Genomic DNA, 19,487 nt, shown 5'->3' with positions numbered 1-19,487 from the left:
ATGGCACAATTGAAAAAGAGCTTTCAATCCTCAAGACGTGAATAGGTGCAAACACAGATGACCACTGGCCCCCTGACCATCATGATTGGCGCCGATACTTACCCACCAGATATTAACGGTGCTGCTCAATTCGGACATCGGTTGGCGGTAGCTATGAAGGATCGAGGGCATCAAGTTCATGTGGTAGCTGCTAACCCCGATGAGGCGAAGAGCGAGAAACGACTGGTAGACGGCATCACAGAGCATCGTCTAGTATCTCACCACGCACCTACCCACCCCTACATCCGTATTTGTACGCCCTGGGGTATATGGCGTGAAGTAGGTCAGATTCTCGACGACGTAAAGCCCGACGTCGTGCACGTTCAGTGCCACTATATTGTGGGGCGTGTTCTGGTGCTACAGGCTAAACGGCGGGGTATTCGCATTATTGCAACCAACCACTTTATGCCGGAGAATCTTGACCCATTTCTACCTTTTCCCCAGTGGTTCAATGATGCTTTTGCACGTTTCAGCTGGGGGGATATGCGCCGTATTTTGGAGCGTGCCCAGATCGTAACGACCCCGACTCCCATCGCGGCTAAAGCGATGAAAGAATCGGGACATTTCAAGAAACCAGTTATTCCAATTTCCAATGGGATTGAATTGGCTGATTACGAGCCAAATCCTGATGAAGTCATTTCTAAAAATCCAGAAGAAATGCGGATATTCTTCGCTGGACGCCTGGCGATTGAGAAAAACATCGATGTACTGATTGAAGCGTTTTCGCAGTTACCATCGCGTCTCAACCACGTGGTGTTAGAAATTGCGGGCACTGGAGAAATCTTAGAAACTCTGCAGAAGAAGGCGCAGGAATGCGGAGTCGAAGACCGTGTTCGATTCTTGGGATACGTCAGCGATGAAGAGCTACGCGAAGGCTATCTGAGAGCAAATGTATTCTGTCAGCCAGGTACTGCTGAATTGCAATCTTTAGTGACGCTGGAGGCTATGAGTGCTTCGCGCCCGTTGGTGCTCGCTAATGCGCTCGCGCTACCTCACTTGGTAGAAGAGGGAAAAAACGGTTTTTTGTTTGAACCAGGTAATTCTTCCGATCTTGCTGAGAAACTAGGCTTTATTCTGGAACTCCCTCAAGCTGAACGGAAAGCGATGGGCGCTTATAGCCACGAAATGGTGAAAAAGCACGCGGCGAAGAAGACATGGGACATGTTCGAATCTCTTTATACGTCCAGCCAGAAGTACTATGAATTCGTAGCGAGCCAGCACAAAAACTAAAGGTAGTTCCACGAAGGTGCGCAAACAATTTTAGAATTTTTGATTATCTCAGGTAATCTATAAGAGTTGTTTATAGAAACAGCGGGGGGCTTTAGCTCAGCTGGTTAGAGCAGGGGACTCATAATCCCTTGGTCGCGGGTTCAAGTCCCGCAGGCCCTACAGAGGTTAGCTCGTTCGGAGCTACCATGTGATAAGTCGTTCCGGTCGGTATGAATCCGACTGGGACGACTTTTTTCTTGCCCTAGTCATCTCCGCGGTGATAAGTGACTGACCGTCTACGCTCGTTTTGACCAGGTATATCTGGTCAAAACGAGCTACGCCGGTCACATCGCCCCTCTCAGCTTGCTACGCCGCAAAGTCTTCACCAATCGGTAGCAGGACGCTTGGATCTTCTACCCCTAAAAAGAGCAAAGGGTTGAGGTATTCGGCGGATTTGCCGGTGCCTTCTCGAACGCCCCAATGGATACATAGCTGGGAGCAGTGAGAAATCGCCGGATCTATCTCGGCGATTTTCTCTCCCGCCTTTACAGCTGTGCCCACTTTTAACGGTTGAGCGACGGGTTCGAAGCTTGAACGACGTCCGTCCTCATGTTCAATCGTTATCACTGTGCGGTCTACTACTTTGCCGGCAAACACGACTTTTCCCGCGGCGGGGGAGCGAACCGTTGCGTCGTCTGCCGCTAAATCCACCCCGCGATGCCCGGAGTTCCATTTTTGAGCAGGCTTGTCAAAGTTGCGCAGAACTTGCGCACCCTGATGGGTAGGCCATTGCCAGCGTGGATATTCGCTAGAAATCGCAGGAGATAGAGCAAGCGCATGTGTAAATAGCAGCACGACGAACCAGCAGATGAGTACCGTGCGTAGATGAAGAACTGCTCTGAAAGAGTTACATAACCGGGGCATTTGAAGTCCTTGAGAAATATGTTCGGTCGTCTCTTAGCTCATCAGAAAATCTCACCCCAAAATACGTTTTACAAAAATTGTGGATATCTTTGCCCTAAATACACCGATTTTTTGATTATCCACAAGCTTCAGTACGCAAAGTTAAGAACGAAGCGGTGATCTAACGCCGTGTAACCTACTTTTCGAGCCCGGTTTAAGCGGACGCAGTGACCTCCACAATCGGGACAAATACTGTATAGTTGAACATTGCAGTTTGCTCTGTGCGGGTTATCCGTGCTCGAAATCATTTCTGTGATCAGAGAAGAGTAAAAAATACCGATTACATACGGTATTTATCAGAGGGGAAACCATCTGATCTGACAACGCGAAATACAAAGCTAATCGAACTCGCTTGTGAGTGAAGAGAGAAGCGAAGGGACTTTCGGTCCGGCATCAGCCGGTGAAGGCCTGAGAGGATCTGCTGATAAGCAGAGAATCTGAGTATTTCCAGGACGAGCTAAAGCTCAACATGTAACCGATAACTACTATGCGCGTGTACGGCTAGCCTTGAATAAGGGGTCGGCACGGCTACAAAGGAGACGACATGCCCGTCGTAACTATGCGTCAGCTTCTTGATTCCGGTGTTCACTTTGGTCACCAGACCCGCCGCTGGAACCCCAAGATGAAGCGTTTCATTTTCACCGAGCGCAATGGTATCTACATCATTGACTTGCAGCAGTCATTGGCTTTCATTGACCAGGCATACGAAGCTGTAAAGTCAACCGTTGCTCACGGTGGCACCGTACTTTTCGTTGGTACCAAGAAGCAGGCTCAGGAAGCTATTGCTGAACAGGCTACCCGCGTTAACATGCCTTACGTTAACCACCGCTGGCTCGGTGGTATGCTCACTAACTTCGAGACCGTTTCCAAGCGAATCGATCGTATGAAGGAACTTGAGCAGATTGACTTTGACGACGTAGCAGGCTCACAGTTCACCAAGAAGGAACTGCTGCTTCTTCGCCGCGAGCACGAAAAGCTGGAGAAGACCCTCGGCGGTATCCGCGATCTGAAGAAGGCACCTTCATTGGTGTGGATCGTTGACACCAAGAAGGAACACCTTGCAGTTGACGAAGCTCAGAAGCTCAACATCCCCGTTGTCGCTATCCTCGACACCAACTGTGACCCCGATGAGGTTTCATTCCCCATCCCCGGTAACGACGACGCTATCCGCTCGGTCAACCTGCTGACCCGCGTTATCGCAGATGCTGTTGCAGAAGGTCTCTTGGAGCGCAACAACAAGAAGTCCGGTAAGGGCTCCGCTGAAGAGCCTATGGCTGAATGGGAGCGCGAGCTCCTCGAACAGCACGAATCAGCTAAGACTGAGAAATCAGCTCAGACCGAAGAAGCTGCTTCAACCGAAGCTTCAGCAGAATAATTATGCTGTGTAGGACGGTGCCCGCCCACTTAGGTGGGCGCCGTCTTCTTTTCACATTGTCCCGGGCGTAAAATACTGGGCAGATAAGAACTTTGAACTAAAACAATCAAGGAGTTCACTATGGCGAACTACACCGCAGCAGACATCAAGGCTCTGCGCGAAAAGACCGGTGCTGGCATGCTCGACGTTAAGAAGGCTCTTGACGAGGCTAACGGCGACCAGCAGAAGGCACAGGAAATCATTCGCGTGAAGGGCCTCAAGGGCATCACCAAGCGTGAAGGCCGTGCAGCAGCTGAGGGTCTTGTAGCAGCACGCGTTGAAAACGGCGTTGGCTACATGGTTGAGGTTAACTCAGAAACTGACTTCGTTGCTAAGTCTGACCCCTTCATCGAATTCGGTAACAACGTTCTTGAAGCAGCTATTGCGTCAGGCGCTTCCACCGTTGAAGAACTCAATGCAGCTTCTATCAACGGTAAGACCGTTGAAGAACTGACCACCGACGCTGGCGCACTGCTGGGCGAAAAGGTTGTTGTTCGTCGCGTTGCACGCGTTGAGGGCGAGACCGTAGCTGTTTACCTGCACAAGACCTCCAAGGATCTTCCTGCGCAGGTTGGCGTTTTGCTCGCTGTTGACGGCGAAGGCAAGGACGACGTTGCTCACGACGTAGCAGTTCACATTGCTGCAATGTCACCCAAGTACCTGAACTCTGAGGCTATTCCCGCAGCAGATGTCGATGCTGAAAAGCGTGTTGCTGAGGAAACCGCCGCAGCTGAGGGCAAGCCTGAGCAGATCATTCCTAAGATCGTTGAAGGCAAGCTGAAGGCTTTCTACAAGGAGAACACCCTTCTTGATCAGGACTTCGCTAAGGACTCCTCAAAGTCTGTAGCTAAGGTTCTGGAAGAGAGCGGTGCTACCGCAACCGCTTTCGAGCGTTTCCGCGTGGGTGCATAAGTTCTTTTTGAATCCTTAGGTGAGTCCTCAGGTTAGTTCGAACTAGCCTGAAAGTGCAGTGTGATTTGTGCACAGATTCGCCGATTACAAAGGAGAGTGCCGGTTCCGGTGCTCTCCTTTGTCGTATGCTGTTCTAGAGGGTGCCCTGGAGGCACAAAATAATACGAATATACCGATATGAGAGGTTTCTCGATGACTGATGCACCTACCCCCGCTATCCATCGCGATGATACAGGACGACGTCGCGTCCTCCTGAAGCTTTCGGGCGAGGTTTTTGGCGGTGGCCAAGTCGGTATTTCAACTGAGGTCATCCGCGGAGTAGCAGAACAGATTGCTGCAACCGTGGGCCAGGTTGAGACTTCTATTGTGATTGGTGGAGGTAACTTCTTCCGCGGTGCTGAGCTGTCCCAAGCTGGTATGGACCGTTCACGTGCTGACTACATGGGAATGCTGGGTACCGTGATGAACTCGTTGGCTCTGCAGGATTTCTTGGAGCAGGCGGGGATTGACACGCGTGTGCAGTCGGCAATTACTATGCCTCAGGTTGCTGAGACCTACATCCCCCGTCGCGCTATTCGCCATATGCAGAAAGACCGCGTGGTTATTTTCGGTGCAGGCGCAGGGCTACCCTATTTCTCCACTGATACTGTGGCAGCGCAGCGTGCGTTGGAAATTCAGGCAGATGAAGTTCTGGTAGCGAAGAATGGCGTAGACGGCATTTACACTGCGGATCCCAATAAGGATCCTGATGCGGAACGTCTTTACCACCTGACCTACGATGAGGCGTTGCAGCGCAATATCCGTGTTATGGATCAGACTGCGTTCTCCCTGTGCAAAGACAACAACGTGGCAATGCGTGTTTTTGGTATGCAGGGCGATGGTAACGTTACCCGCGCCATTTTGGGTGAAGAGATGGGCACGCTCGTCACCGCCTAAGTTATGGCTCTCAATCTGGGTTCCTCGCTGCTGCAAAAAATATTTGTAGCGGAGGGACCCTTTTTGTTTTTGAGGAAAGGAAAAAATACTATGCGAAAAATTGCAAAGATTTATAAGACACAGTTGAACCCGACCAAAACGCACATAGTGAATCGGTTGATAGGTACCGGCGATCTCTACGCAAGTTGGAGGCTTCTTGATCGTGAGGGAGAAGTGGGGATTGAGAGCTTAGTATGCCTTGCTGCGGCGGGGGAGCTGTATCAGATTCCCTTGACCTACCGTGCTCGTAAAATTTCAGATGATACAACTCTTTTGACTCTGGAGCATGGCGTGCTAGGGTGCCGGTGGGTGAGCCCTATGACCAAAGACCGGGTTGCAATAGGAGAACTGCTCGATACTGTTCTGGGGCAAGAACAGGGTGCCCTGCCATCGCAACGGGAGGTTCACGTCCTTGATGTACGAGGCGAAGGCAATCATCGATTTGGGCAGTGGAATCTCAATACGGTTCAAATAAATGCATCCACCCTGTACACGTGTACCGGCAGCATAGAGATTGATGGCATCAGAAGAAACTTTGTAGTGGACTTTCCCGAAAAGTTGCAGGACGCCGCAACCTATGTGCCCGCCCCCGGAGAATTACTACTGGTGGGTGAGTGGGAAGAGAACCCTGCTCAAGAATATGTAGTAGCCACCGTACGGTTCCCATAATTTCTAGGAGTAACTGGATTTTTCCAATTCAGCACACATTCACTAAATCCACTAGACTGGAAAGAGCTATACGTTTAGCGTCTTGAGCGCTACATCTACTAAAGGAGATCACAGGTGATTGAAGAAACTCTCGCTGATGCAGGCACCAAGATGGACAAAGCCATTGTTGCGCTGCAGAACGAATACGCTAATGTACGCACGGGGCGAGCTAACCCCTCACTCTTTGCATCCATCACTGTAGAGTACTACGGCACTCCTACTCCTATGCAGCAGCTGGCTTCTTTCCAGACTCCCGAGGCTCGCACTATCTTGATTACTCCTTATGACAAGTCTGCGTTGAAGGATATTGAAGACGCCCTGCGCAACTCTGACTTGGGCGCTAACCCTGCCAATGACGGTAACGTTATCCGCGTTGTCATGCCAGAGATGACCGAAGAGCGCCGTCGTGATTACATCAAGCTCGTCGGAAATAAGACTGAAGAAGCACGTGTATCCGTTCGTAACATCCGTCGTACTGCAAAGACCGCCATCGAAAAGGCTGTCAAGGACGGCGAAATTGGCGAAGACGAAGGTTCACGCGGTGAAAAGGAACTCGATGCGTTGACGAAGAAGCACGTTGATTCCATCGACGAGCTCTACAAGCGCAAGGAAGCTGAGCTTCTCGAGGTTTAATCGATGAGCCAGCTCACTGAAACGAAACCCGAACCTAAGAAGTCGCGGGCGGGGCGTAACCTGCCCGCTGCTATTGGGGTCGGTGTTGTGCTTGGCTCGCTGTTAATTATTGGCCTATTCTTTATTCCCTGGCTCTTGGTCAGCTTGGCTGCTGCGGCAGCAGGCGTGGGTACCTGGGAAATCGTGAACGGCATTAATCAGAAGCGCGGCATGGGGATTCCTCTAGTACCGGCTGTTGTGATTGCTCTGGTGCTACCTTTCATTGCTTATGTGGGGGGCGGTCAGTGGCTGATTTTCGCCGTCGTTGCCTCGATTCTTTGCCTGATTGCTTTCCGTCTTTTTGGTTCAAAAGACGGCATGATTATGTCGGTCATGGGGTCAATCTTTGCGATTGCATGGGTTCCTTTCATGCTGGCACTGGCTATGCTTCTTTTCCGAGAAGAAGGTGGCTCGGGCAAGATTTTTATGATTCTGATTATGGCAATCGGTAATGACACCTGGGGCTATATCGCAGGGGTTCTGTGGGGCAAGCATCCTATGGCTCCTAAGATTTCACCCAAGAAAACCTGGGAGGGATTCGCCGGTTCCATGGTGGGTTCCATCATCGTGGGCATCATTGCTTCGATGTTCATTGATGAGCCCTGGTGGTTCGGCGTAGTGCTAGCAGTATTTCTGGTGATTACGGCAACCACAGGAGACCTTGCTGAATCTATGGTGAAACGCGAAATCGGAATTAAAGATATGTCCAATATTTTGCCCGGTCATGGTGGGGTAATGGATCGCTTGGATTCCATTGTTTTTTGCCTCGCCATTGGCTATGTGTTGTTCGCTCTTTTTGCCCTGATTGCCTAATCGCTTCATTGAATTGTTCGGTCTTCGTGGCATGATGGGTGCGGTAGTTCTCTACCGCACCCATTTATTTTTAATACATTTGGAGGGCTAGTGAAGCACCGACAGACTTCAAGTATCGGCGAATTTATTGTGGTGGATGAACACCAGCAGGGGTATTCGCGCACTGAAGTTGATGCGTACTTCGCGGGGTTAGCGGATGACTTTGAGCTACTACGGAAGGGCATTCCAGATAGCCGTGTTCAAAGCTCCGCTGATATTCGCCGGCAGTCATTTGAAGCTGAGCAAGGTGGGTACTCGCCTTCCGACGTCGATCATGCGCTCGATCGAGTGGAAGATCGATTTGCCGAATTTGAGCGTCGTCTGTTTATCGAAAAACACGGACGAATCGCATGGGAGCATGCCGTTGAAGAAACGGCAGAGTTGGTGATGGGGCGTCTCAATCGAGCAGAAGGGCATCGTTTCCGCCGTCCATCTCATAAGCTCACCAAAGGGTATTTTGTGAAGGACGTCGACGCATTGTGCAATCGGCTGCGCGACCATTTTCGTTCGGCAGAAGAACTCTCTCCGGCTATTATTCGCAATGCTGTGTTTTCTAGTGCAACGGGGGACATGTGCTATGAAGAAACTCAGGTGGACGCTTTCTTAGATAGGTGTATTTCTCTCATGCTCGATTTGCGCTAGTCGTTGTTGGATGATGCCCCTTTTCGCGGTTGTGAGAAAAGGGGCTTCTTCATCAGATGTCAGTTATCCCAGAATGTTAAAACGATGCGTGACGACGTTGAAAATGAAGACTTTCCCTGTAACTCAGATTACTTACTAATTTGTCCGCATAACGCATGTTTTCCTGAAAAGTATGTGTATGCTAATACAGTTACATTAATAAGTAGGCGAACTAATAACGATGTTTGTCTCTGCAGAAAGGAAGAACATCTTGAGTATTCTTAGCTGGATTATTCTCGGTCTGATTGCTGGCGCGCTAGCAAAACTCATCATGCCCGGTAAGCAGGGTGGCGGTATTCTCACGACTATGGTTCTCGGTATCATTGGTGCATTCCTCGGCGGTTTGATTGGTAACTTCATCCCTGGTCTGTCCAACGGCATCAATCAAATCAGCATTGGAACTATCATCACCTCCATCATCGGTGCTTTGATCGTCCTGTTCATCTGGGGCAAGTTGGTTGCTAACAAGCGCTAAGCTTCCTCTCAGCTGAGAGATTCCCCCCACCTCTAAGGTGGGGGGAATTTTTTGTCTCTGCATTTACTTATCCAACTAGACTCAAATCAAACGATTCACACTACTTTCACTGACGAGGGCACATCACTTGAGCAGTATTCTCCGCATTCTTCGAGCCACTAAAGAACTCACCCCCTTCTATGTCGGCATTATGCTGTGCGCCATCCTTACCTCAGCGAGCGCGCTGATTGCCCCCTTCGTAATCAAAGGGGCTACCGATACGGTGGTTGCTTATCACAATGGAGACCAGTCACGCGGTCTGAGCGTTATCGTATGGTTTGCCGTGGCTTATCTTGCCTCTCAGTTGCTCAACACTATTTTTAACAACGTGGGCGGCTATTTGGGTGATGTGATGAGCCAACGCATGCGTACCAGCTTGTCGGTGCGTTACTTCGACAAGTTGCTCTCGCTTCCTCTCTCATATTTCGATGAAGAACTTACCGGCACCATCATTTCGCGTTTGAACCGTACTATTACTGAGATTGCTCGGTTCATCCAAATGTTCTCCAATACGATGTCTTCCATGCTGATTACCACCGTGGCTGTGCTTGCCATCAGCGGCTGGTATTACTGGCCGCTTGCCGTCCTGCTGATTATTATCTTCCCCGTGTACCTATGGCTGACCAGCCGCACCAGTGTGAAGTGGCAGGTGTGGGAAACGGAAAAGAACCAGGATATTGACGCGGCGTCGGGCAGGTTCAACGAGGTCATTGGACAGATTCGCGTGGTGAAGTCATTTGGTCAGGAACGCCGCGAGCTTGGCCTGTTTAGCAAGCTGTTTCACCGCACCATTGGTACAACCCAGAAGCAGTCCCGCTACTGGCACCTGATGGATATTTATCGCCTGGCTTTCTTGAATATCATGTTCTTTGTGCTGTACCTGATTATTTTTGTTCGCACTATTCAGGGGTTTTTCTCCATTGGCGACATGGTTTTGCTGATTCAGCTGATGACCATGGCTGTGGCTCCTGTGACTTCTCTGAGTTGGATTGTGGATGCTACGCAGCGCGCCATCGCTGGTTCGCAGGATTACTTCAAGGTGATGGAACATCCGGCAGATCCGCGGTCCCTGGCTATTACTGCGGAAGGTGAACACTCTCAGGAGCCAGAGCCGGTCAAGGCGGCTCCTGGCGAAGAAATCATCCGTTTCCATAACGTCACCTTTGGTTATGAGGGAGAGGAAGATGTTCTGCATGATATCGATTTATCCATCAAACGCGGAGAAAAGATTGCGTTTGTGAGTGAATCAGGCGGCGGCAAATCAACTCTGATGGCCTTGCTAGAAGGTCTTTATGATCCTCGTACCGGTTCAGTAACCGTAGACGGAATGGACATCGTTGGCGGCGACCTTGAAAAGCTACGTTCGCAAATCGGCATGGTGTTCCAGGACGCTTCCTTATTCTCTGGCACTATCGCAGAGAACATTGCCTACGCACGTCCGGGCGCTACCGAAGATGAAATAGAACAAGCAGCCATCAAAGCTAACGCAGATAAATTTATTCGCGGGTTTAAAGATGGCTACCAGTCCGTAATTGGTGAGCGCGGTTTGAAACTCTCCGGAGGACAGAAGCAACGCATCGCCGTAGCGCGAGCTATTCTCAAGGACGCCCCCATCCTGATTCTGGACGAAGCTACCTCAGCACTGGATACCAAGGCAGAACGCGCCGTCCAAAAGGGTCTCGACGAGCTCATGGTAGGGCGAACCTCCCTCATCATTGCTCACCGCCTCTCCACTATCTCGGCAGTTGACCGAATCGTCACCTTGCGCAACGGCAAGATCGAAGAGATCGGCTCACCAACAGAACTAGCACAATCAGGCGGTATCTATTCCGAGCTGCTGAGCCTACAAAACTCATCGACAAAGCAGGATAAGAAACGCCTGCAAAGTTTCGACATCGTGGGCTAACTAGTTGTAGTTTCAACCTGACGAACAGCGTCACCGCTTTCCCGAAAGAGCGGTGGCGCTGTTCTTCTATGAGAAACTAAACGTATGAGATTTGGATCAACACAGCGCCTGAATTCATCCCGCCAAGAACTAACCGAACAGCTCAAAGAGTTTCTCTCCGGTTCGCGCACGGTAACCCTGCTGGGATCTACTGGCTCCATCGGTACACAAGGCCTTGAAGTAATAGAGCACCTCAACTCACTAGCTGGGGTTCCTTCCTCCGATGACGGCGCCCCATTGAGAGTCAAGGCTCTGGCTGCGGGAACATCCTCCTTAGACCTGCTAGCTCAGCAGGCTGTAGCGTTCCGCCCCGAGCTCATAGCAACGTCGGGAACTGCAGAACACGCAGCTCAGCTCAGAGAAGCAATCCAATCTCAAGCAGATTCCTCCTACCGCCCAGAAATCATCTGGGGACAAGACGCTGCAACACGCGCCGCACAAGCAGGCGCCGACGTCGTCCTCAACGGCATCACCGGTTCAATCGGACTGCAGCCCACCCTCGCTGCGCTCGAAGCGCACTCGCAGGTGGCGTTGGCAAATAAGGAATCCCTCATTGCAGGCGGGGCATTGGTCAAAGCAGCGGTAGACGCATCGCCGCTAGAGCAGCCGATGATTCCTGTCGACTCCGAGCACTCAGCTCTTGCCCAGGCGCTCGCTAGCGGGCACGATGCTGAAGTGGACCGGCTCATTTTGACTGCTTCTGGCGGCCCTTTCCGCGGTATGGGATACGAGCAACTTCGCGAGGTAACCCCCGAACAAGCTCTAGCTCACCCCACCTGGGACATGGGTCTAGTCGTCACCACCAATTCGGCGTCTATGGTCAATAAGGCTTTGGAAGTTCTTGAAGCCCACCATCTCTTTGGCGTTGACCTAGACCGGATTGATGTAACCGTTCACCGTCAGTCCGTAGTGCATTCGATGGTGCAATTTGTAGACGGCTCGACCATCGCCCAGGCAAGCCCGCCCACCATGCTGTTGCCCATCGCGCTGGGTCTTACCTGGCCGCACCGTATATCCGGGGTCGCGCAGCCGTGTGACTGGAGTAAAGCTTCCGAATGGACTTTTGAGCCCCTCGATCACGAGGCCTTTCCTGCGGTGAACATGATTAAAGACGCCGGACGTCGAGGCGGCACCTTCCCCGCCGTCTTTAACGCGGCGAATGAAGAAGCTGTAGCAGCATTTCATGCTGGGAAGATACGTTTTACCGACATCATTGAATCTGTGGGCAAAGTATTGGACGAACACGACCAATCTGAGGCCAAAACCGAAGAAAAAGATTTGACTTTGGACTCAGTTTTGCATGCAGAGCGCTGGGCTCGTATACGTGCGAACGAAATCCTGGCACAATAGAGGAGTATCAAAAACGTGTTGACCGTGGCCGCAGGAATTTTCCTGCGGCCACGGTCTTTTAAGTTGCTGACCCCTGTCAGGATCACTGCTGAGAAGAACAGCGAAACCACTGGATGAAGTTTAGAAAACGGTCAGACCACGCGCACGGAATTGCTCACGCACTCGTTCGGTCTCCTCTTTGGTAGGAGGGGAGACATCTTCGAGTTTGTAATCCAACCCCAAAGACTTCCACTTGTCGGTACCCATCTGGTGGAAGGGCAGAACCTCTACGCGTGAAACAGCGGTGCGCCATCTGCTGACGATATCGGCGACCTTCTCCACGTTCTCTACCGAGTCGGTGTATCCGGGGACCACAACGAACCGAATCCAGATTTCTTTGCCGAGCGCGGTGAGACGATCACCAAAATCGATGGTAGGTTGCAACGCTCTGCCGGTGAGGGCACGGTAGATTTTTTCATCTCCCGATTTGACGTCGAGCAACACCAAATCAACAGACTCTAAAAAGTCATCTGTTGCCGCAGCCCCCAAAAAACCGGAGGTATCGATACAGGTATGAATGCCCATCGACTTAGCACTCATGAGCAAGTTCCACGCAAAAGCGCGTTGCATGAGTACTTCACCACCGGAGATAGTCAGACCGCCGCCGGTAGAGCGGAAAACCTTTTTATACCTCTTGAGCTTCTTGATGAGTTCGGAAGCTTCAATGGGTTGCCCGTCTTTCATATTGAAAGTATCGGGGTTGTGGCAGTAGAGGCAGCGTAAGGGGCATCCGTTCATGAACACCGTCATACGTGTTCCGGGGCCATCTACCGCCGTCACCAGTTCCCAGGAGTGCACAGAACCCAGCTTGCCCGCGCGCATCAGAGCGAGTTGCTGGCTACGTTCAAATTCTGTTTGCTCTCCCAGACCCCAGGTTCCTGCCCCTGCATGGCGAGACGCCGGGGGAGCAAAATCTTGCTCTCCCAGCGTCGACCCGGTTTCTAATGTAACCGTTGTTGAAGACATAAAGTCCTATCCCAAAGATGTGAAAGTTCTATGCGCCTGCGTGGAAAGTACGGGAGAGAACGTCCATCTGCTGCTCGCGGGTCAGGCGCACAAAGTTTACTGCGTAGCCTGAAACGCGAACGGTGAGGTTGGGGTAGTTCTCGGGGTTTTCCATTGCATCTTCTAGAGTTTCACGATTCAAAACATTGATGTTCGCGTGGTACAGGCCCTTCTGGCCTGCAGGCTTTGCCTCGCGGTTAGCCTTCATTGATGCAAGACGCTCTTCAAAAGTTTTTACTGCCATGATGTTCTCCTTGATGAATTGTGTTGAAAGGGTGGTGGTAGGACGCGCGCGGTTCGGCGTCCTACCGGGGTTGATTAGTCTTCTTCGGGCAAGAATCCAGCGTCGAGAATACCGACGAGGTTCTTGACCTGATCGTCTTTGGTGCGACCCAGCGCGGTAGGCGTGATGGTGTTGGTTAGCGAGATGCCATCGAGGGCGTCCTGGTAATCCAGTTTGCCGACGGAAAGCATTGAGGCAACCATCCCGTGGGTGTCCATGCCGTTCTCGGGGTTTGCACCGGGGGAGAAGGGCGTGCCTGCGCGGTGACCGGAGGGGAAGTTACCCGTTGCCTTGCCATAAACCACGTTGGAAGTAATGGTAAGTACGGACTGGGTCGGGATTGCATCGCGGTACATGGGGATCGCTTTGATCTTGCTCATGACCGTGTGAACGATGGTCGCAGCAATATCGTCTGCGCGATCGTCGTCGTTACCGTAGGCGGGGAAGTCACCTTCAGTTTTGTAATCCACAATCAGACCGGTCTCATCGCGAATCGGGGTGACCTTGGCGTACTTGATAGCTGCCAGGGAGTCCGCAACGATGGAGAGACCTGCAATGCCGCAGCCCATGGCGCGAATAATATCTGAATCGTGCAGAGCCATTTCAATAGCTTCGTAGGCGTACTTGTCGTGGCTGTAGTGAATGATGTTCAAAGCCTCAACGTAGGTACCGATTACCCAGTCGAGCATCTCTTCATATTTCTGCCAGACCTCATCGAAATCGAGGGGGCCGTCACCGGAAATAGGATCATGACCTTCAACGATTTGCTTGCCGCTCACTTCGTCGCGGCCACCGTTGATGGCGTACAGCAAAGCCTTCGCAGCGTTGACGCGCGCACCGAAGAACTGCATCTGCTTGCCGACCTTCATCGGAGAAACACAGCAGGCAATAGCGGCATCGTCGCCCCACTGGTCACGAATCTGCGGATCAGATTCGTACTGAATGGATGAGGTCTCAATAGAAATTGATGAGCAGAATTCTTTGTAACCTTCGGGCAACCGCTCGTCCCAGAAAATGGTGATGTTGGGCTCGGGAGCAGGGCCAAGGTTACGCAAGGTCTGCAACAGGCGGAAGGAGGTCTTGGTGACCAGAGTGCGACCATCGTCGCTGAACCCACCGTCTGACCAGGTTGCCCAGTAGGGATCGCCGGAGAAGATTTGATCGTAATCAATAGTGCGCAGGAAGCGGGTGATGCGCAGCTTGATAACCAGCGCATCAATGATTTCCTGAGCCTCAGATTCGGTAATCAGACCGGCTTTGAGATCGCGCTCAAAGTAGGCGTCCAAGAAACCCGAGAGGCGACCAATAGACATAGCTGCGCCGTCCTGGGATTTCACGGAGGCGAGGTAACCGAAGTAAGTCCACTGCACAGCTTCTTTGGCGGTCTTTGCAGGACCAGAAATATCAAAGCCGTACTTGGCAGCCATCTTCTTCAAGCGTTTCAGAGCCTTAATCTGCTCTGAGTGCTCTTCACGGTAGCGCGCCCAGTGCTCGGAGAAACCCTGATCGGCTACGCGATCCTTGTCAATTTCCTTTTCAGAAATCAGGAAGTCGACACCATAGAGGGCTACACGGCGGTAGTCTCCGATAATGCGACCGCGACCGTATGCATCGGGCAAACCGGTGATGATGTGAGAGGAACGAGCCGCACGAATGCGAGGAGTGTAGATATCGAACACTGCCTCATTATGGGTCTTGCGGTACTCGGTGAAGATCTTTTTGACATCTTCGTTGGGTTCTTTACCGGCTTCACGGATTGCAGTTTCAACCATGCGCCAGCCGCCGTTAGGCATCATGGCGCGCTTGAGAGGAACATCGGTTTGCAAGCCAACGACGACGTCGTCGTCTTCGCTAATGTAGCCAGCGCCGAAAGCGTCAATCTCAGCGGGAGTTTCGGTATCAACATCGTAGACGCGGCGTTCGCGTTCAACTGAGAGGTACTTCTTCTCTAGAGTGTCCCATACACGCAGGGTCTTGTCGGTGGGACCTGCAAGGAAATCAGCGTTACCTTCAAAGGGAGTGTAGTTGCGCATGATGAAATCGCGGACATCTACATGCTCCTGCCAGGGACCACCAACAAACCCAGCCCAAGCTTCAGTTTTTGGATCGTTCTGATCGGGCTGGATGGTATCTGGACGGTCTACTGTTACGGTCATCTGTTGTGCTCCTATAGAGGTGCTTTTATTCAATAAAATATTGAATGTTCGAATACTCTTACTCTATAAAATTGCTGCGTGAAGGTCAGCCCCGCACCAAGAATGTTAAGAGTCATTTTGAGTAGAAGTAGAGTCAAAAACCGCAGAATATCAGGCTTATGAGAAATGTTATGCAGGATAACTCTTCAATAGAATTTCCAAACTATTCTCTATATTTTCATTTGTGAAGTTTATGTAAATTGAACCTTATTCTTAGTGTAAAAATGACCTTTTGGGTTATCCACAGGTTTTCGTGATTGGATAGCTAGCATCCCGTGAGTAATCGCTACGGGGAGCTCCGTGTGTATGCTTCACGGAGGCACGATTGTTCAACGAATGACGGTTCAGGAGAATTTAGTGGGAGTTGCACTCTTTATCAGTGGTGTGGTGGTGATGGTCATTGCTATTGCCGCTTCGATTGCCCTCCATGAAATCGGGCATTTAGTTCCTGCGAAAATTTTCCGTGTGAGAGTACCTCAGTACATGATTGGGTTCGGTAAAACGCTGTTTTCGGTGAAAAGAGGCGAGACAGAGTACGGGCTCAAAGCTATACCGCTGGGCGGGTATATCGCTATGGTGGGCATGTATCCTCCGGGGGCGACGCGCGACCCCCAGAAAAAACCTGGACCGCTAGCAGATATATATGATGAAGCCCGACGCGCGGACGCCAAACGGATTCTTGCCACCGATAAGGGGCGACTTTTCTATCAGTTACCTGTCTGGAAGAAAATCATTATCATGCTGGGCGGGCCCACCATGAATTTACTCATCGGTGTACTTTGCCTTGCTGTATTAATTTTGGGCTTTGGTCAGCAGCAACCTACCACCACGATTTCATCAGTTTCTCAGTGCGTTCAAAAGGTCTCAGCCACGAACGTCGATAACGCTGCCTCGGATGGTTGCGGAAACGATGCGCCTCAATCTCCTGCGGCTGAGGCGGGTATCGAACCAGGGGATAAGATTCTGTCGTTTGCAGGAACTGAGGTCAGTTCCTGGGATCAGCTGAACGAACTTATTCGCTCCCACGCTAATCAGAGTGTGCCTGTTACGGTGCAGCGCGATGGCACGCGCACCGAACTTACTATTGAGCCGATGCTCACCGCGCGCCCTGTGCTCAATGAGCTAACGGGCCAGTATGAGAAGAATGCCGATGGCACCTATCAAACTGTGGAGGTTGGTTTCATCGGAGTTGGTCCGACGAGTGAACTGACTCCCGGCACTGTGAGCGATGTACTACCTACCGTGGGGCAGAATTTGCAGCAGATTGGTTCTACCCTCATTAAACTTCCTGTCCGCGTTTGGGGTGTGGCGCAGACATTACTGACCAACGGTGAGCGAGCAGCAGATTCACCGGTTTCTGTAGTGGGCGTGGGGCGAATCGCCGGTGAAGTAGCGGCAACGGACAAAATCGATCTGCACTCCAAGGTTGCTTCGTTGGTTTCGCTTATCGGCTCGATGAACCTGATGCTCTTTGTCTTCAACCTGATTCCCTTACTACCGTTGGACGGCGGCCACGTGCTGGGTGCTCTCTGGGAGGGGATTCGTAAAATATGGGCAAAGCTGAGAGGAAAGTCTTCGCCGGGGGCTTTCGACCCCGTCAAGCTCCTACCACTGACCTGGATAGTTGCCGGGGCGTTCTTGGCGATGTCCGGCATCCTGATTCTTGCCGATGTTTTCAAGCCAGTCAGTATTTTCTAAGGTCTAGGGGCGGTTAATACGGAGTAGTTTAGCCAGTTGTTCATGGTGGTGCGATGGCAGGCACTGTGCTTCATAGACCTGGCGCGCAAGCTCCTTATCGCCCATTTTCGCCCGAAACGCCATACCCATAGTGATTCCATGCTCTGACGCGGGTAGAAATTCCAGGACATCTCCGGGAGCAATAACGCCGGGTTCAAGCACACGAAAATAGCAACCCGAATCACCGTGCTGGGTAAAAGTCTTGACCCAACCCTTTTGATCTAGCCAGGATGCAAAAGTGCGACAGGGCTGGCGAGGCACGCTCACCTGCAACAGAGCTGACCCAACGCGTACCTTTTGATTAATGACTGCGGTGCTCCAATCGACGCCCTCCGTCGTCAGGTTCTCCCCGAAAGCGCCCGACTTATAGGTGCTGTTGTTTTCTTTAGACCACCACTGTAATTCTTCTAAAGCAAAAGCATAGACTGCCTTATCGGCGCCTCCATGATGTTTGCAGTCTCCAATAGCATCACCTTTTACTCCTGAGCCGTCACCATAATTCGGCCCCGGAGCAAATACCGAGATGAATTTCTGGGGCAGTTTGTTGATCCCCGAAATCTTATCTTCCCCGGTAGGGCAGGGGATTGGTCGGGCAACGTTGGTTGAAACAACGACGCCGTGTGTGCCTCCGGCAGCGGGAATTTTCAAAAGTGAAGAAGCCATGTCTCCATCATATTCAAACGCACTCTGATCGCCCTGAACAACGTGGGCAAATGTACTTTGCTCCTATATCGCTCCTGAGGGAATGAAGTGGCAGAATAGGATGTTGATGTGATGCGTGGTTTTCACGTATCTAGGCAAAAACTTTGGAGGATTTATCTTGGCTTCGGTCAATCTAGGAATGCCAGCGGCACCAGCGCCCACACTCGCACCCCGCCGCAAAACCCGCCAGTTCAACGTCGGTTCGGTGGGCGTAGGCTCAGATTCTCCTATTTCTGTGCAGTCGATGACAACGACCAAGACACACGATATCGGCTCGACCCTACAGCAAATCGCTGAGCTGACTGCAGCAGGTTGCGATATCGTTCGTGTTGCATGCCCCACCGATAAGGACGCCGAGGCGCTTCCAATCATCGCCAAGCAGTCACAGATTCCCGTGATTGCTGACATTCATTTTCAGCCCAAGTACGTTTTCCAGGCGATTGAAGCCGGTTGCGGCGCGGTTCGTGTGAACCCTGGTAATATCCGCAAATTTGATAACCAAGTTAAAGAGATTGCTCAGGCAGCGCAGGAGCACGGTACTTCTATCCGGATCGGCGTCAACGCTGGTTCTCTGGACCCGCGCCTGCTGGAGAAATACGGCAAGGCAACCCCTGAAGCCCTGGTGGAATCGGCAGTTTGGGAAGCCTCATTGTTTGAAGAGCACGGCTTCCGCGACTTCAAGATTTCAGTGAAACATAATGACCCCGTAGTGATGGTTGAGGCTTACCGCCAGCTCGCAGCAGCGGGCGACTGGCCCTTGCACCTGGGCGTGACTGAAGCTGGTCCTGCATTCCAGGGAACTATTAAGTCCGCAACTGCTTTCGGCGCTCTGCTCTCTGAAGGTATCGGCGATACGATTCGTGTATCTCTCTCAGCTCCTCCTGTTGAAGAGGTAAAGGTCGGTTCTCAGATTCTTGAATCACTGAACCTGCGCCCCCGTAAACTCGATATTGTTTCTTGCCCCTCCTGCGGTCGCGCCCAGGTGAATGTATGGGAACTTGCAGAAAGCGTCTCAGCCGGTCTCGAAGGTATGAAGGTTCCCCTGCGCGTTGCCGTCATGGGTTGTGTCGTCAACGGACCCGGCGAAGCTCGCGAAGCCGATTTGGGTGTTGCTTCCGGTAATGGAAAGGGCCAGATTTTTGTGAAGGGTGAAGTCATCAAGACTGTACCCGAATCAGAAATCGTTCCTACCCTCATCGAAGAAGCAAACCGTATTGCTTCTGAGATGGAAGCACGCGGTGAATTCGTGCCAGATGATGCCGCGCCCGAGGTCACCGTCAAATAGCCAGCCG

18 protein-coding genes and 1 tRNA gene are annotated in these 19,487 nt (G+C 51.6%); 14 read left to right on the top strand and 5 right to left on the bottom strand.

Going from position 1 to position 19,487, the window contains the following annotated elements; all coding sequences use genetic code 11:
* The first annotated feature begins 57 nt into the window (after positions 1–57).
* A complete protein-coding gene (locus tag IDM48_RS08210; protein ID WP_068167887.1) occupies positions 58–1,269 on the top strand; it encodes a glycosyltransferase in 1,212 nt (403 codons plus the stop codon).
* A gap of 85 nt (positions 1,270–1,354) precedes the next feature.
* Positions 1,355–1,428: transfer RNA gene (locus IDM48_RS08205), tRNA-Ile, on the top strand.
* Between the two features lie 186 nt (positions 1,429–1,614).
* On the opposite strand, the gene IDM48_RS08200 is transcribed toward IDM48_RS08205, so the two are convergent.
* On the bottom strand, positions 1,615–2,172 hold the full coding sequence (locus IDM48_RS08200; protein WP_145174781.1) for a M23 family metallopeptidase: 558 nt from the start codon (positions 2,170–2,172) through the stop codon (positions 1,615–1,617).
* A gap of 583 nt (positions 2,173–2,755) precedes the next feature.
* On the opposite strand from IDM48_RS08200, the gene rpsB reads away from it, so the two are divergent.
* From rpsB to dxr, 10 genes are all read left to right on the top strand, one after another.
* A complete protein-coding gene (gene rpsB, locus IDM48_RS08195) occupies positions 2,756–3,586 on the top strand; it encodes a 30S ribosomal protein S2 (RefSeq protein WP_068167890.1) in 831 nt (276 codons plus the stop codon).
* A 120-nt stretch (positions 3,587–3,706) separates the two neighbouring features.
* A complete protein-coding gene (gene tsf / locus IDM48_RS08190) occupies positions 3,707–4,537 on the top strand; it encodes a translation elongation factor Ts (protein ID WP_068167893.1) in 831 nt (276 codons plus the stop codon).
* 192 nt (positions 4,538–4,729) lie between these two features.
* Positions 4,730–5,473 carry a UMP kinase gene (gene pyrH, locus IDM48_RS08185; RefSeq protein ID WP_145174784.1) on the top strand — a complete coding sequence of 248 codons (744 nt, stop codon included), beginning with the start codon at positions 4,730–4,732 and terminating at the stop codon, positions 5,471–5,473.
* 90 nt (positions 5,474–5,563) lie between these two features.
* Entirely contained in the window at positions 5,564–6,181 is a 618-nt protein-coding gene (locus IDM48_RS08180; RefSeq protein WP_068167898.1) for a maltokinase N-terminal cap-like domain-containing protein, read from the top strand.
* A 114-nt stretch (positions 6,182–6,295) separates the two neighbouring features.
* Positions 6,296–6,853, top strand: a complete 558-nt coding sequence (gene frr / locus IDM48_RS08175) for a ribosome recycling factor (RefSeq protein ID WP_145174787.1) — start codon at positions 6,296–6,298, stop codon at positions 6,851–6,853.
* Positions 6,854–6,856: 3 nt separating this feature from the next.
* A complete protein-coding gene (locus IDM48_RS08170) occupies positions 6,857–7,705 on the top strand; it encodes a phosphatidate cytidylyltransferase (RefSeq protein ID WP_068167900.1) in 849 nt (282 codons plus the stop codon).
* A gap of 90 nt (positions 7,706–7,795) precedes the next feature.
* Positions 7,796–8,386: a DivIVA domain-containing protein gene (locus tag IDM48_RS08165; protein WP_190616889.1), complete on the top strand. Its 591-nt coding sequence runs from the start codon at positions 7,796–7,798 to the stop codon at positions 8,384–8,386.
* Between the two features lie 250 nt (positions 8,387–8,636).
* Entirely contained in the window at positions 8,637–8,900 is a 264-nt protein-coding gene (locus IDM48_RS08160) for a GlsB/YeaQ/YmgE family stress response membrane protein (RefSeq protein ID WP_190616887.1), read from the top strand.
* Between the two features lie 127 nt (positions 8,901–9,027).
* Positions 9,028–10,845, top strand: coding sequence for an ABC transporter ATP-binding protein (locus IDM48_RS08155; protein ID WP_145174797.1), 1,818 nt, complete (start codon positions 9,028–9,030; stop codon positions 10,843–10,845).
* An 84-nt stretch (positions 10,846–10,929) separates the two neighbouring features.
* A complete protein-coding gene (gene dxr / locus IDM48_RS08150) occupies positions 10,930–12,234 on the top strand; it encodes a 1-deoxy-D-xylulose-5-phosphate reductoisomerase (RefSeq protein WP_190616885.1) in 1,305 nt (434 codons plus the stop codon).
* A gap of 120 nt (positions 12,235–12,354) precedes the next feature.
* Here dxr and pflA read toward each other — a convergent pair whose 3' ends face one another.
* The 3 genes from pflA to IDM48_RS08135 form a co-directional block, all read right to left on the bottom strand.
* Positions 12,355–13,239, bottom strand: a complete 885-nt coding sequence (gene pflA / locus IDM48_RS08145) for a pyruvate formate-lyase-activating protein (RefSeq protein ID WP_145174803.1) — start codon at positions 13,237–13,239, stop codon at positions 12,355–12,357.
* 28 nt (positions 13,240–13,267) lie between these two features.
* Positions 13,268–13,522, bottom strand: a complete 255-nt coding sequence (grcA2, locus tag IDM48_RS08140) for an autonomous glycyl radical cofactor GrcA2 (protein WP_068167909.1) — start codon at positions 13,520–13,522, stop codon at positions 13,268–13,270.
* A gap of 74 nt (positions 13,523–13,596) precedes the next feature.
* Entirely contained in the window at positions 13,597–15,717 is a 2,121-nt protein-coding gene (locus tag IDM48_RS08135) for a pyruvate formate lyase family protein (protein ID WP_068167911.1), read from the bottom strand.
* Positions 15,718–16,062: 345 nt separating this feature from the next.
* Here IDM48_RS08135 and IDM48_RS08130 point away from each other — a divergent pair, with 345 nt between their 5' ends.
* Positions 16,063–17,454: a M50 family metallopeptidase gene (locus IDM48_RS08130; protein ID WP_238397938.1), complete on the top strand. Its 1,392-nt coding sequence runs from the start codon at positions 16,063–16,065 to the stop codon at positions 17,452–17,454.
* Positions 17,455–17,457: 3 nt separating this feature from the next.
* Here the strand turns inward: IDM48_RS08130 and IDM48_RS08125 are convergent, their stop codons facing one another.
* Positions 17,458–18,156, bottom strand: coding sequence for an MOSC domain-containing protein (locus tag IDM48_RS08125; RefSeq protein WP_151146468.1), 699 nt, complete (start codon positions 18,154–18,156; stop codon positions 17,458–17,460).
* 157 nt (positions 18,157–18,313) lie between these two features.
* Here IDM48_RS08125 and ispG point away from each other — a divergent pair, with 157 nt between their 5' ends.
* A complete protein-coding gene (ispG, locus tag IDM48_RS08120) occupies positions 18,314–19,480 on the top strand; it encodes a flavodoxin-dependent (E)-4-hydroxy-3-methylbut-2-enyl-diphosphate synthase (protein ID WP_068168169.1) in 1,167 nt (388 codons plus the stop codon).
* Positions 19,481–19,487: the final 7 nt, after the last annotated feature.

Source organism: Rothia amarae (assembly GCF_014705945.2).
In the GTDB taxonomy this organism is placed as follows: domain Bacteria; phylum Actinomycetota; class Actinomycetes; order Actinomycetales; family Micrococcaceae; genus Rothia; species Rothia amarae.
Note: the sequence above shows the minus strand (reverse complement) of the source record. Positions and strands in the feature narration are given on the sequence as shown.

Coding starts and splice junctions, on each gene's coding strand:
- IDM48_RS08210 (WP_068167887.1), top strand. CDS start 58: ATGACCACTGGCCCCCTGACCATCATGATTGGCGCCGATACTTACCCA.
- IDM48_RS08200 (WP_145174781.1), bottom strand. CDS start 2,172: ATGCCCCGGTTATGTAACTCTTTCAGAGCAGTTCTTCATCTACGCACG.
- rpsB (WP_068167890.1), top strand. CDS start 2,756: ATGCCCGTCGTAACTATGCGTCAGCTTCTTGATTCCGGTGTTCACTTT.
- tsf (WP_068167893.1), top strand. CDS start 3,707: ATGGCGAACTACACCGCAGCAGACATCAAGGCTCTGCGCGAAAAGACC.
- pyrH (WP_145174784.1), top strand. CDS start 4,730: ATGACTGATGCACCTACCCCCGCTATCCATCGCGATGATACAGGACGA.
- IDM48_RS08180 (WP_068167898.1), top strand. CDS start 5,564: ATGCGAAAAATTGCAAAGATTTATAAGACACAGTTGAACCCGACCAAA.
- IDM48_RS08170 (WP_068167900.1), top strand. CDS start 6,857: ATGAGCCAGCTCACTGAAACGAAACCCGAACCTAAGAAGTCGCGGGCG.
- dxr (WP_190616885.1), top strand. CDS start 10,930: ATGAGATTTGGATCAACACAGCGCCTGAATTCATCCCGCCAAGAACTA.
- pflA (WP_145174803.1), bottom strand. CDS start 13,239: ATGTCTTCAACAACGGTTACATTAGAAACCGGGTCGACGCTGGGAGAG.
- grcA2 (WP_068167909.1), bottom strand. CDS start 13,522: ATGGCAGTAAAAACTTTTGAAGAGCGTCTTGCATCAATGAAGGCTAAC.
- IDM48_RS08135 (WP_068167911.1), bottom strand. CDS start 15,717: ATGACCGTAACAGTAGACCGTCCAGATACCATCCAGCCCGATCAGAAC.
- IDM48_RS08130 (WP_238397938.1), top strand. CDS start 16,063: ATGCTTCACGGAGGCACGATTGTTCAACGAATGACGGTTCAGGAGAAT.
- IDM48_RS08125 (WP_151146468.1), bottom strand. CDS start 18,156: ATGGCTTCTTCACTTTTGAAAATTCCCGCTGCCGGAGGCACACACGGC.